Consider the following 12880-nt stretch of genomic DNA (forward strand, 5'->3'; position numbering starts at 1 on the left):
GGGAAGAGTCTCCTCCTCCCTACCTTATTTATTCGATGACTTGTCCTGCTTCTTTGAGAACAGACTCAGGAATCGTAATACCTAGTTCTTGAGCTATTTTTTTATTGATCACTGACTTACCAGTTGAAAAGACATTGACTGGGGTATCAGCTGGTTTTGCACCTTTCAGAACTTGCGCAATCATTTTTCCAGTTGCCACACCAAGGTCATGTTGGTCAACTACAACGGATGCCAAACCACCTACTTCTACCATAGCTGCCGCACTTGGATAAATTGGTTTCTTAGAACTTTGATTGCTAGAGACAACCGTTGGAAATCCTGATGCAATGGTGTTATCAATTGGAACCCAAATAGCATCTACCTTGCTAGTCATAACAGTGACAGTTGAGGCAATTTCATTTGTTGAAGGAACTGCAAATGTTTCCACTGTCAGACCTGCTTTTTCAGCATAAGCCTTAAATTCTTCGACCTGTGTTTTTGAATTGTCTTCGCTACTTGAGTAAAGAGCTCCGATTGTTTTCACATTCGGTGTCAGAGTCTTGATGAGTTCAACTTGTTGTTGAGCTGGATTGTGGTCAGATACCCCTGTAACGTTGCCACCTGGTCTTTTCAAATCTTTAACCAAGTTAGCACCAATTGGGTCTGTAATAGCGGCCATGATAACAGGTAGGTCTTTTGTGGCACTAGCTAAACCTTGAGCAGCTGGTGTTGCAATACCAACCACAAGGTCATTTCCATTTGCAACCAATTGTTTACTCATTGTCGCAACCTTACTTTGGTCACCTTCTGAGTTCATAAAGTCGATCTTCAACTGGTCATCTTTATATCCTTCTTCAGCAAGTCCAGCTTGAATCCCTTTATAAATCAAATCAAGGGATGGATGGCTCACAAATTGAAGCACACCAATCTTGGTTATTTTCTTCTCATCCTTATTATTCTGAGATTCTGGTTTATTCATTGAAGAGTAAATCAAGCTTCCTGCTACTAAGACTGCTAAGGCAGCGACAATTCCAATTAAACGTTTATTTTTCATTCTGTTTCTCCTTTTTAATTCCTTTAAAATACTTCACTTATCTAATACTCTTCGAAAATCTCTTCAAACCACGTCAGCGTCGCCTTACCGTAGGTATATGATACTGACTCTGTCAGTTCTATCCACAACCTCAAAACAGTGTTTTGAGCAGCCTGCGGCTAGCTTCCTAGTTTGTACTTTGATTTTCATTGAGTATAAACAAGCGACGCCATCGTTTTCTTTCCATACTAACCTCCATCAAAAAAAGTCCTCACACAAAAAACTTGTGTGAGGACGTCGATGCGCGGTACCACCTCAATTATAGGGAATTTCCCTATCGCTCTGTCTCGCAATAACGAGATGCACTGTAAGGTGTGCTCACCGAATTTTTATGATTTCAAATTCTAAATAACATTCAGCCCAATTTTCATCATCGCCACTTATCTGTTTTCAGCTACCACAGACTCTCTTGAAAGTTTGTACGATTACTTTTCTGAATGGTTAAATTATATCATTTTTAAACTACTTGTCAATAGTCTATGAGAATTTTTTTCATCTTCACTTTTGAAAATGATTAGCCTGAATTACGCAATCCTGTCGCAATTCCGTTGATGGTGATATGAATCAATCGTTCTTGATCACTGGACAATTCTCCACGACGTTGGCGTTTAATCAACTCTAACTGAATATAGTTGAGAATATTAAAGTAAGGCATACGGTAATCCAGACTAGCTTTTAGATATGGATTGTCAGCTAAGAGTTCGTCATGTCCTTCAATAGCCAAGATAACGTTCTTAGTAACTTGCCATTCATTTAAAATAGTCTCATAGATGGCCTTAACTTGCTCGTCTTCACAAAGTTTAGCATATTCAAAAGCAATATTCATATTTGATTTTGACAAGACCATATCAACATTTGAAAGAAGCGATTGGAAGAAAGGCCAATTTTGGTACATATCTCGTAAGATAGCAATATTCTCTGGATTTTTATCGATAAATTCCTTGAAGCTTGAACCAACCCCGTACCATCCAGGGAACATAACACGACTCTGTGACCATGAGAATACCCAAGGGATGGCACGCAAACCACCGATTTCAGTAATCGTCTTACGAGCGGCTGGACGAGAACCAATATTAAAGCTTGAAATAGCCTTGATTGGACTTGACTCGAAGAAATAATCATAGAAATGCTCATTACCAAAGACCAAATCACGGTAGATATCGTAACTACGGTCCACTACTTGATCCATAATGGCTTCATAACGATTTGAGGTATTGGTATCGCTCTTCTTCTGAGTAATCATACGGTTAATCGCTGCCGATACTAGCATTTCAAGGTTATAGTAAGCGGCGTCTTTGTTACCGTATTTATTGCCAATTACTTCACCCTGCTCCGTCAAACGAATACGATCCTTGATAGACTTGAGTGGTTGAGAGGTGATGGCTTCATAGGTTGGTCCACCACCACGACCGACAGTCCCACCACGGCCATGGAAGAAGGTAACCTTAACGCCAAATTCATCTCCAATAGCAGTCAATTGTTGTTGAGCCTTATAGAGGGTCCAACATGATGACAAGTAACCGCCATCTTTATTACTGTCAGAGTAGCCAAGCATGATTTCTTGGTAGTTATTACGTGAAGCAATCCATTTTTTGGCAAGAGGAAGAGAAAGATATTGTCTCATTGTTTCCTCTGAATGATCCAAGTCTTCAATTGTTTCAAAAAGGGGAACAATCTGAACACGCGCCCTTTCCGTATCCACCAGTCCTACTTCTTTTAATAGAATAGCTAATTCTAGCATATCAGAAAGGCTGGTTGCATGTGAAATGATGGTCTGACGAATGACATCATCTCCCAACTTATCTTTCAAAACACGAGCCGTCTTAAAAATAGCTAGTTCTTTTGCTAATAGTTCTGATTTTTCTGCGTGAGTCGCAGAAAGAATTCGTGGATCTTCTTCTAATTCTTTCAAGAGAAGGTCACACTTTTCTTCTTCGCTCAACTCGCTATAGCGAGAATGAATTCCTGCTGATTTCAAGAGTTCTGCCACACAGGCTTCATAGACGCTAGAGTCTTGTCGCATATCAATTGATGCTAGGTAAAAACCAAATATCTCTACTGCCTGCAGTAATTCAACAAAATCACCTGAAATCAAGGACTCGCCCTTATTTTCTAGTAGAGAATCTCGAATGGCAATCAAATCCTTGTAAAAATCATTGGCGGTTTCATAACGAGTCCCAACTTCCTTATCTTCAATCAGATAGGTTTTTGTTGCTTGAATTTTTGATTGAATATCAAATAAAGCACGACGGTAAAGCTCTTTTTCACGGTAAATCGAGTTATCCTTAGACTGACGAGCCATTTCTCTGACTTGCTTACTTACATTGACAATACTAGTTGAAAGAGAAAATTCACGATAAAGTTGGTAAATCTTTTCATCATAGTAGTTCATGATGACTTCACACTGAGTGAGTGCAGACTGCTTCAAGGTCTCTGCTGTAACAAATGGATTTCCATCACGGTCACCACCTATCCACATACCCATGGTGATTGGCTTAGCCTGTTTTAAATTCAACCCATGCGCTTGCGCTAAGCGCTTATACTCCGTCGTCAAATGAGGTACAGCTTTCAAAAAGGAGCTGTTGTAATATTCCATAGCATTCGTGATTTCGTTAGTCACTTTTAATTTTTTCTCACGAATCATGTCTGTCTGCATGATAATTTCGATATAACGGCGCAAATCATTGTGCCATTTTTCTTTATTGATCAACCCCAACTTAACATCACGGTATTTACGCAAAAGACTATGAATATGATTTGTTAAATCCAACATACTTTTGCGTTGCACTTGTGTTGGATGGGCTGTCAAAACAGGGACAACATTCAAGTGTTCTAGAATCTCAACGGCATTTTCCTTTTCTGCTACCAATTTAATCGTTGTAGATAATTTACCTAAATAGTCCTGATCAATATTATTTTGATGATTGATTTCATAAGCTAAATCCACATCCTCTGAAATATTAATCAAAAGAGGCAAGATTGAAAAATAGCGTGAAATATAGACCATTTCATCATTTGATAAGCTAGTCACTAGACGGTTTAGACCTTGATAATCTTCCTGCGTTGATAATTCTTTCAACTGCATGATTTTTTCAAAGGTCTCTGGGGCAAGCATGTTTTTAGTAATATCTTCCAATAATTCTGTTAGAATCAATACTTCTTCTTGCACAACACTTTTATTACTATAATTTTCTAATTTTTGAAGAGACATAGACTATCCTTTCTTTATTCTACTTCACAGAAGGTTCATTGGTTGATTTTCCAATTCTCGGTACAACTTAGCGCGTTTTTCACTGGCGTCGATATTTAAGACAAAGGCCACTGCCACTGATAAGACTAGAAGACTATTCCCCCCCTGGGATAAGAAGGGGAAGGTTACTCCTGTAGATGGAATCAAGCCCGAAATCCCTCCGATATTGACAAATACCTGAACCAACATCATCCCTCCGACACCGAGTGCAACCATCGCATTGAAAGGATTCTCCGCTCGGATACCGACCAAGATAATCCGCAAAATCATGAAAAACAAGAGAGCTAAAATAAGACTGGCACCCACAAAGCCAAATTCTTCAATCACGATAGAAAAGACAAAGTCTGTATGAGCTTCTGGTAAATAACCTCGTTTTTCAATCGAGTTTCCAAGACCTAGACCAAACCAACCGCCATTGACCATGGCAAAATAAGAATTAGATAACTGGTGACCCGCATCCGCACGATCGGCAAAAGGATTAAAAAAGGCACTAAAGCGCTTGGCTACATAGCCAAATACTGGAATTTTTGAAAAGGTCTCAACACCGATTAGGCTGATAGTGGTCAAGACAAAGACAGAAGCGGCAGATACGAGCGCCAGAATGGTTGAAAACCAGCGATAAGCGATTCCACTAACTGTATACATAATCAAGGAAACCAAGACTAAAATAGTCGCATTCCCTAAATCAGGGAAAATTCCCAAACTTCCAATCAGAACTAGGAGAACGAATCGCCAATCATTAAAAGCACGGGGAAGCCATTGATTTTGAGTCAAAACTTGAAAATCATAAATAGCTATTTCTTCTTGCTGTTTGGAGAATCGGTGAGCCAAATACCAAATAATAATGATTTTCAAGTACTCAGCTGGCTGAATAGTTACTCCTGCAACCGAAATCCAACCGTATGCCCCGTTTACGGAAATACCAATAAAACGAGCCAAGAACAATAAAACCATTTCTATCAAGATAACTAAAATGATTAGTCGCTCATTTCTCAAAAAATCTAGTCTTAATTTATAAATTAAGGCAATCAGTATTAAACTAACAATCCAAAAGATTCCTTGATTTCGAACCAATTGCAAGGCGCTCTTGCCTTCTTCGATTAAAATAGCACTGGTGGTCGAATAGACCACAATCAAGCCCAAAATAGATAAAAGCAAATAGGGAATCAAGATGGAATAATTTAATAAGTGCCTCTTACTAATCTTCATAGTATCACCACTCTACTAGGATACAGACTAATCTGTTCCAAATTCCGTTTTATTTTCTAGTTTTGATTGCTATTATACCATTTTTTCAGAAAGAAAAAAACTCTTACCTCACAATCCTTCGAATTTTACTGTTTTTACAGAATTAAGGCAGAATTTGAAATCGTAAAACCATTTTGAATAAGAGTTGCTTCAACCCCATCGACTCCGACTAATTAAGTTGCTTTCGTGAATGCCAAAATCAGCCGCAATTTGTTCAGATGTGTCTGCGGAACTCAAAAGGTTTGGGGAACCTTTTGAAGATTAACTGCGTTTCTTCAACAAGCTTACACATTCGACATGAAGCGAGTGAACACCAAGTATGCCAAGTAGTTGCGTTCGTATTTGGGAACATATCCACATACTTTTTAACGATAGCATAATGTTATCGTTAAAAGGTTTAATCCATATATAACAAATCAGTGTCTAGCAGCAACTTGCTTTATTATTTCCTCATCAGTTCTTTCATCTTCTAATTTATCAGAAAAGAAGAAACTAAGATTTTTATCATCTTTATATTTTTCATACAAACTTCTTCTTAGAGTATACGCCTTATTACTATTCGCCTTTGATCTGGTATTCTTTCTTCCATCAATCTCTCCATTTCTTCTTACATCATAACAGTATATTGCATTAGGATTGTTTCCCTCACATCTTGAACCTTGGAGCTGTTTAATTAAACCTTGCTTTTCCTCATACTTTTTATCTGGTATAAATTCTGAAAAAATTTCAGAGAAATCTACAAATAAATTTCTATTTGCACTACCTCTATTTATATTAAAAAAATTCGCAAATTCATCTAAAGAATTGAAGTAAACCTCGTAAAAATTCGCATACGCCTGTATAGATTCATTAATATTATTAGCCCTAATGAATTCTAATTTTACCTTAGCATATTCAGATGGCTTTCTTTCTGTATCACTATATAACTTTAATATTACAACATAATCCTCATTTTTGTAATTGAATGAAAAGCTATCAATAATCCATTCTTTTTCCTCCATACTACTTAACAACTTAGGTAGATTTTTAAATCTAATTTCAGCCATATAATCACCTCATATTATTTTTTATATTCTTTCCATCTTTATTCTATTATCTACTGGTTCCTGTACATCTTTTTGGTATAGCCAGTACAATGCATTATCGCGACAAATAGGAATGTATATAACTAAATGTTCCAAATACCTTCTTGACCTTAGGTCACTCTAAATTTATCAAACTTCTTTCTGCTTAATCTTATTATACCATATTCACTACACTTCATAAATCACAATAGAGACTGGGCAAAAACCCACTTCTAACTATCAAAAAACGAGCATTTCCGTAGTTGGAGATGCTCGTTTTCTTATGTCATGGTTTATGATTAAAATAACAACAAAACAATTAGAAAGCCATGACAATGTATAAAGATTATAACACAAATCAGTTAAGTTTGGAAGTAAATCTTTCCTACGATATTCCATCAAATCACGAAGCAAGAATGATTAGCCTCTTTGTGGACAATATCCCTAGTCAAGTTCTATCGGAAGAGACCTCTCATACTGGTCGCCCTGCCTTTCATCCAGCCATGCTCATGAAGATGACCCTGTTCGCTTATGCTCGTCAAGTGTTCTCTGGACGTAAAATCGTTCAAATGAACTCAGAAGTCATTCCCATGAAATGGTTGAGCCAAGATACCTATGTTAGCTATAAAACGATTAATAACTTCCGCTCCAGTAAACATGCCAACAACCTAATCAAAACTGCTTTTATTTACTTCTCCTTACTCATGCGTGAGAACGGGATGATTGAGGATGATGCCTTGTTCATTGATGGAACAAAACTAGAAGCTGATGCCAATCTCTATTCTTTCACTTGGAAAAGAGCTATTGACAAATATGAAGCAGCCTTGAATGGGAAAATTTCTCAGCTCTATGATCAGCTGATTCAAGAAGGGGTAAATCTCGCCTTATCTAAAGAAGATCGGGAAACCAGTCAGGGCTTGGAGGAGCTACTAGAAAAAACGGAGGCTACCTTAGCTGAAATAGAACAAGTTATCGAAGAAGAGCCTAAAGTGATAAAGGGTGGATCTGCCAATAGACAAAAACGCCGTCGGATAAAGAAAATCCGTAAGCAATTAAAGGAGGATTTCCTTCCTCGTAAACAGCGCTATGAAGAAGCTAGAAAAATTTTAGAAGACCGCAACTCTTTCTCAAAAACGGATCATGATGCCACTTTTATGAGGATGAAGGAAGACCATATGCAAAATGGACAACTGAAACCTGGATATAATGTCCAAGCGGCTACCAATGGTCAGTATGTCCTTGACTTTGATATCTTTCCAAATCCAACAGACACTCGCACTCTGAAACCCTTCCTCCAATCGATTCAAACCCTAGACTTATTCAACTATATCGTAGCTGATGCCGGTTATGGTAGCGAAGAAAATTATCGTTTTATCATTGATGAATTGGAAAAGACACCGCTTATTCCCTACACCATGTATCAGAAGGAATTGACTAAAAAATACCAGACGAGCACAGATAATCCAATGAACTGGGAATATCTTGAGGACACGGACCAGTTTATAAAGCCCGACGGCCTAGTTTATTCTTTTAAGAACTACTCTAGGCCAACTGACAAGTATGGCTTTCAACGTGATTTCAAGATTTATGAGGCGGATAAAGTTCAAGATACTCCTGAGTTAGAACAGTTGGCTAAAACAGATAGTGGGAATCAGAAACAAATCCATTATAATCCAACTTGGAATTACTTTAAGGAACTCCTTAAGCAAACATTACATAGTGAAGAAGGCTCTCGAATCTATGCCAAACGGAAAATCGATGTTGAACCCGTTTTTGGTAGATTGAAGAGTGTTTTTGGCGTGCGCAGAGTGCATGTCAGAGGGAAACAAGCTATCGCAACAGAAATAGGATTCATCTTTATGAGCATGAATCTCACCAAATTGGCCAAGAATCTAGCCTCTAAAACATCCACTATTCAAAAACCACACAGTATTTCTTTCAGCTTGATTGGATTCAAGACTGGAATCACTGTGTGGTTTTATTTAGAAACTAGTTTTTGCCCAGTCTCTCTTAAGATAAATATTTATTGTTGTATTCATTTTTCCGATGCGCAAACGACATCTACAAATACATATAAATCTATGTGCCTTTTTAGGACTTTTTTGACGTCAAAATTGCCTTTATCTACAAAGACAAAATGCTTGTAAAATAGCTTAAAATCAAGGATTTTCACCCTTTTTTTCGTTGTAGCAACACTACACACTCCACATGATGCGTTTGAGGAAACAGATCCACTGGTTGGACTTTCTTCAACTCATATCCTAATTCTTGGTAGAGTTTGATATCACGCGCCATGGTTGCGACATTACATGAGATATAAGCGATGCGGTCTGCTCCTGTTTGGCTACTTGCCTTGATAAAGCTTTCGGTCAAGCCCTTACGTGGAGGATCAACTAAGATAACAGTTGGTTGAATACCTTCCTTGAGCCAATTTTTCATGGCATTTTCAGCTGTGTCACAGACATAGTGGGTATTTGAAATATGGTTCAGTTGGGCATTCTTCTTGCTATTCTCAACCGCTTCTGGAATTACTTCAACACCATAAACTTCCTTGACGTGTTTCGCAACAGAGAGGCCAATCGTCCCAATACCAGAATAGGCATCAATGACCACATCATCTTCTTTTAATTCTGCAAAGTCAATGGTTGTTTGATAAAGTTTTTCAGCCATTTCAGTATTGACTTGGTAAAATGCTGGTCCAGCGATTTGGTAGTCATTTCCCAACATCTGGTCAGTAATAAAGTCTTGTCCATAAAGGGTGCGCCATTCCTTACCAAAAATAGCATTGGTGTTCTGGTCATTGATATTTTGCATAACAGACACAATCTCTGGAAACTGCTTGATGACTTGTTCAATTAATTGCTCCACTCGAAAAACTTTGGGACGAGTTGTTACCAAAATAACCATAATTTGACCTGAATAGTGTCCGCGACGCACCACAAGATTACGAATCAAGCCAGACTGCTCCTTTTCATCATAAGGTTTCAAATCATAACGGCGGAGCAAGTCGCGTAGGGCTACTACTAGCTCGTCAATTACAGGATCCTGGATAAAGAAATCTTCCAGTGGCATGAGATCGTGGGAATTCTTACGGAAAAACCCAGTTTCCAAGACACCATTTACTCGACGAACAGGGACCTGTGCCTTGTTGCGGTACTTGATTGGATTTTCCATACCAAGCGTCTCAGCAACCTCTACATCAGCAATCCCAGCAATCTTGTATAGACTATCCTTGACTTGCTTGGTTTTAAACTTGAGCTGTTCTGGATAGGCAAGATGTCCTAAATCCGCGATTCCTGAACGCAGGTAAGCCAAATCTACGTCTTGGTTACGGTGTGGTGACTGGATAAGGTATTCTTCAACCTTCCCAAAACCAATCTTTTTATTAACCTTAAGGACACGCATGAGGATTTTTTCACTCGGTAAAGCATTCTCTACAAAAAAGACCAAACCATCCACCTTGGCAACTCCTGCACCTTCGTGGGTCAAGTCAACAATTTTAACTTCTACAATATCATTTTTCTTTAACATTCTCTTCTCTTTCTATTGGCCGACAAAAAAGACGGCAACGTTACGGTTACCATCTATTATACCATGAAATTTCTTAAGAACCAAAACTCTTGAAGAAGTTGACAATGGCTTGCCAGAGGGCGCTTAGGAAATTACCGCCGTCCTCTAGCGCCTTATCAGCATCAAAGTTAAGGTTGATATTTTTAAAACTGTCGCCAGCTTGTGAAACAATACTTTGTTTAAGGTCATTTAGGGTTTTAGTGAAATCTGCATTGCTGAGGATATCACTCTTTGAGAGATTTAAAGCAAAATTGATGATGATATTGATCTGGTTTCCTGTTATCACCTGATCAAGTTTGTAATTTTTCAAGGTATCTTCAACGATTTTACGGACATCATCCTCTGTCAGATTTCCCTTACTTTCTTTAGCTTTGGCGATCCCTGACTTAATATCGGCTAGGGCAACATTTAATTTATTAGCATCATAGCCTGACTTGTCCTTGTTTTCAGCATTAATATCGGACAAAGCCTTCAACTCTTCTTGAGCCAACTCTTTATTGGCTTGTGGTACCTTGGCTCCATTAGCTTCCAGCGAATAGTAAATCCCAGCTAAGGCACTCTCACCTGTAACTGGAATAGGTGCTGCTACAGTAATTTTAGCGTGTTCCATCCCCAGCGTTACTGCTGCGTTTCGGTACATATCCTGCGTCACCTTAGTGATGTTTTCTGGTGTTTCAATCTTGACCTCAAGTGGCGACTTGTCACCTAGTTTTTGAATCTTGGCTGATGAATACAATTGTAAGCTAGAGTCATTGGCCACATTCATAATCTTAGAATAGACATCAGGTGTCATGGTCTTGAGTTCTTTGGTGTCTGTTGAGGCATTGTAGCCTAGTTTTTTTAGGGTTTGATTTTTTTGATCTTCTGACAATGATGAACCTAGGACATATTCAGGTTGAACATAGGTTTCATCGATAACTTTTTGAACATCTGTTGCTGCATGGACGCTATTCATAGCTGTTACTGCCCACAAGACCGCAGCACTGGTCAGAAAGAGTTTCTTTCTCATAGGGAATTTCCTCCTTTACCTTTCTAGAGTAATATATCTATCTTAAAGAAAACTTATAACAAAAACACCTGGGCTAGCCAGATGTTGAAAAGAGAGTGAAACATTTGATGATGTATAGGTTGAGTTGAACCTGTCTAGAATAGTAATAGTTTCCTCCATTTACATAGAGTTCGGCACCGTGAAAAATGGAAATAGGGTGAATATAACTATAAGTCTTTCCAGTGGTATTACCAAGCAAGGGAGCAACAGTCTCACGGGAGTACTGTTTGGCCAGAGCCAAGGTATTTTCCTTGCCATTTTGTGCGATAAAATCGATATAGGCAGGTCCAAAATTATAGGCTTGAACAGCCGTCCAAACATCTACCCCCTTCTTCTGGGCCAGATAGAGATTATCTGTCAGAGTTTGAACGCCTTGCCGAATGCTAGAGGCGTTATCATTGATGGTATTGGTTGAACCACTTGCAGACTCACTAGACTGCATAACATCGCCTTCTTTTCCTTTTGTTTCGGTATAAATCATAGCGAGCACAAGCTCTTCGTTTGCTGGGGTGTCTTTTTCACTCAAGATTTCTCGCACCATGGGTTGATAGGTCATAACTTGCTTGACATCCTGGTGAACGCGGTAAGCTTTATAGCCAGCAAAAAGGAAGACTGCTAGTACAAGCACTCTTCGAATTCGTTTAAACATTATTTACTTTGGATATCCTCGATATTTTTGATTAAGATAGAGTAGGTTCCATTGTCGTTTTGGATAAACTCAACAGACTCGGCGTCTTGATAGACGTTATTGGGAACGATGAGCTCAATTCCATTTGACAAGGAGAGTTTTTGGTTTTCAAATTTCTTTAATTGGCGACTAGCATCAATTTCATCAAACTGAACTGGTTCTGGTACGGCTTCTTTGACTTGGTCAATAAAGCTCAAACGAGCCGTCAGATTGTTGTCAAAAAGGTCGTTAGCCAATTTCTCAGGCGATAATTCATTACTTTCTTCTAGATTATTGAAAATCGCTGATTTTACCTTGGATTGAAATTGAAAATCATCTGTGTTAAAGGTTTCAGCAATTCTCTGGGCCGTTTTTTCCAGTTCCTTGATGGATTTCTTAGGTGAAATCTTAGGGACTACAGCAAGAAGATTATCTGAAAAATAATTCAAAAAAGTCCCGTTGTACTTGATTCGTTTTTCAATCAGATGATACTTGCGACTCTGAAGATTAACCACCAAGGCCTCATCAGCCCCTGTTCCAAATCCAGGCAGGTTATTCTGAGTCAACTTGATTGGATTATCAACTTCTCCTCCGAGGTGGGGCAAGGTCTCTCGCAGGGCAATTCGTAAGAAAGCGAAATGTTCTACACCTTCTTTAGAAAATTGCACAAAAATCAAGTCATTGGTCTTGAGATTTTCAGAAATGCTAAACTCCTCTTTCCAGAGATTAGCCAGTGTTACTGATGTCTCCAATAAATCGTCTGTGATGTGATTGAAGAAGGGATTTTCTTCCTCGAAAATCCCAGTCTTGGCTTCATCTGAATACACACGTTCAATTTTTTTACGCAGGTATTCTTCGATTTTTGGAGTAATATTGAGAAGCTTATCCGCTAGGAACAGCTCGGTATCAGCCGGACTGAACTGGTGAATAATGGCTTTCTTAATATAAATGTCCATAAAAG

General features: G+C 38.6%; 9 protein-coding genes, 1 pseudogene and 1 other annotated feature. Of the genes and pseudogenes, 1 reads left to right on the forward strand and 9 read right to left on the reverse strand.

Going from position 1 to position 12880, the window contains the following annotated elements:
* Positions 1-28: 28 nt before the first annotated feature.
* From trpX to HT729_RS06120, 5 genes and pseudogenes are all read right to left on the reverse strand, one after another.
* Positions 29-1033 (reverse strand): tryptophan ABC transporter substrate-binding protein, encoded by a 1005-nt coding sequence (trpX, locus tag HT729_RS06100; protein ID WP_119920141.1) that lies wholly within the window; start codon positions 1031-1033, stop codon positions 29-31.
* Between the two features lie 266 nt (positions 1034-1299).
* Positions 1300-1517: a binding site (T-box leader), on the reverse strand.
* A 69-nt stretch (positions 1518-1586) separates the two neighbouring features.
* Positions 1587-4283, reverse strand: a complete 2697-nt coding sequence (gene ppc, locus HT729_RS06105) for a phosphoenolpyruvate carboxylase (protein ID WP_050262048.1) — start codon at positions 4281-4283, stop codon at positions 1587-1589.
* 24 nt (positions 4284-4307) lie between these two features.
* Positions 4308-5531, reverse strand: coding sequence for an FtsW/RodA/SpoVE family cell cycle protein (locus tag HT729_RS06110; RefSeq protein WP_061439109.1), 1224 nt, complete (start codon positions 5529-5531; stop codon positions 4308-4310).
* A gap of 143 nt (positions 5532-5674) precedes the next feature.
* Positions 5675-5792, reverse strand: a pseudogene (locus tag HT729_RS06115) (IS5/IS1182 family transposase); the annotation flags it as partial.
* Between the two features lie 194 nt (positions 5793-5986).
* Entirely contained in the window at positions 5987-6616 is a 630-nt protein-coding gene (locus tag HT729_RS06120) for a DUF6037 family protein (RefSeq protein WP_000808021.1), read from the reverse strand.
* 353 nt (positions 6617-6969) lie between these two features.
* Here HT729_RS06120 and HT729_RS06125 point away from each other — a divergent pair, with 353 nt between their 5' ends.
* Positions 6970-8781 carry an IS1182 family transposase gene (locus HT729_RS06125; protein ID WP_000276233.1) on the forward strand — a complete coding sequence of 604 codons (1812 nt, stop codon included), beginning with the start codon at positions 6970-6972 and terminating at the stop codon, positions 8779-8781.
* Positions 8782-8803: 22 nt separating this feature from the next.
* On the opposite strand, the gene rlmD is transcribed toward HT729_RS06125, so the two are convergent.
* From rlmD to HT729_RS06145, 4 genes are all read right to left on the reverse strand, one after another.
* On the reverse strand, positions 8804-10165 hold the full coding sequence (gene rlmD / locus HT729_RS06130; protein ID WP_172931793.1) for a 23S rRNA (uracil(1939)-C(5))-methyltransferase RlmD: 1362 nt from the start codon (positions 10163-10165) through the stop codon (positions 8804-8806).
* Positions 10166-10238: 73 nt separating this feature from the next.
* Positions 10239-11213, reverse strand: a complete 975-nt coding sequence (locus HT729_RS06135; protein ID WP_172931794.1) for a DUF1002 domain-containing protein — start codon at positions 11211-11213, stop codon at positions 10239-10241.
* 73 nt (positions 11214-11286) lie between these two features.
* A complete protein-coding gene (gene pmp23, locus HT729_RS06140) occupies positions 11287-11901 on the reverse strand; it encodes a cell wall hydrolase Pmp23 (protein WP_000476378.1) in 615 nt (204 codons plus the stop codon).
* Positions 11901-12875, reverse strand: coding sequence for a nucleoid-associated protein (locus HT729_RS06145; protein WP_172931795.1), 975 nt, complete (start codon positions 12873-12875; stop codon positions 11901-11903). Before HT729_RS06145 ends, pmp23 begins: the two co-directional genes overlap by 1 nt.
* Positions 12876-12880 lie beyond the last annotated feature (5 nt).

Source organism: Streptococcus sp. 79, assembly GCF_013277425.1.
Lineage (GTDB): Bacteria > Bacillota > Bacilli > Lactobacillales > Streptococcaceae > Streptococcus > Streptococcus pseudopneumoniae.

Bases quoted from the DNA above. Each gene is read 5' to 3' on its own strand.
- HT729_RS06120 (WP_000808021.1), bottom strand. From the start codon at position 6,616: ATGGCTGAAATTAGATTTAAAAATCTACCTAAGTTGTTAAGTAGTATG.
- pmp23 (WP_000476378.1), bottom strand. From the start codon at position 11,901: ATGTTTAAACGAATTCGAAGAGTGCTTGTACTAGCAGTCTTCCTTTTT.
- HT729_RS06110 (WP_061439109.1), bottom strand. From the start codon at position 5,531: ATGAAGATTAGTAAGAGGCACTTATTAAATTATTCCATCTTGATTCCC.
- ppc (WP_050262048.1), bottom strand. From the start codon at position 4,283: ATGTCTCTTCAAAAATTAGAAAATTATAGTAATAAAAGTGTTGTGCAA.
- HT729_RS06135 (WP_172931794.1), bottom strand. From the start codon at position 11,213: ATGAGAAAGAAACTCTTTCTGACCAGTGCTGCGGTCTTGTGGGCAGTA.
- rlmD (WP_172931793.1), bottom strand. From the start codon at position 10,165: ATGTTAAAGAAAAATGATATTGTAGAAGTTAAAATTGTTGACTTGACC.
- HT729_RS06125 (WP_000276233.1), top strand. From the start codon at position 6,970: ATGTATAAAGATTATAACACAAATCAGTTAAGTTTGGAAGTAAATCTT.
- trpX (WP_119920141.1), bottom strand. From the start codon at position 1,033: ATGAAAAATAAACGTTTAATTGGAATTGTCGCTGCCTTAGCAGTCTTA.
- HT729_RS06145 (WP_172931795.1), bottom strand. From the start codon at position 12,875: ATGGACATTTATATTAAGAAAGCCATTATTCACCAGTTCAGTCCGGCT.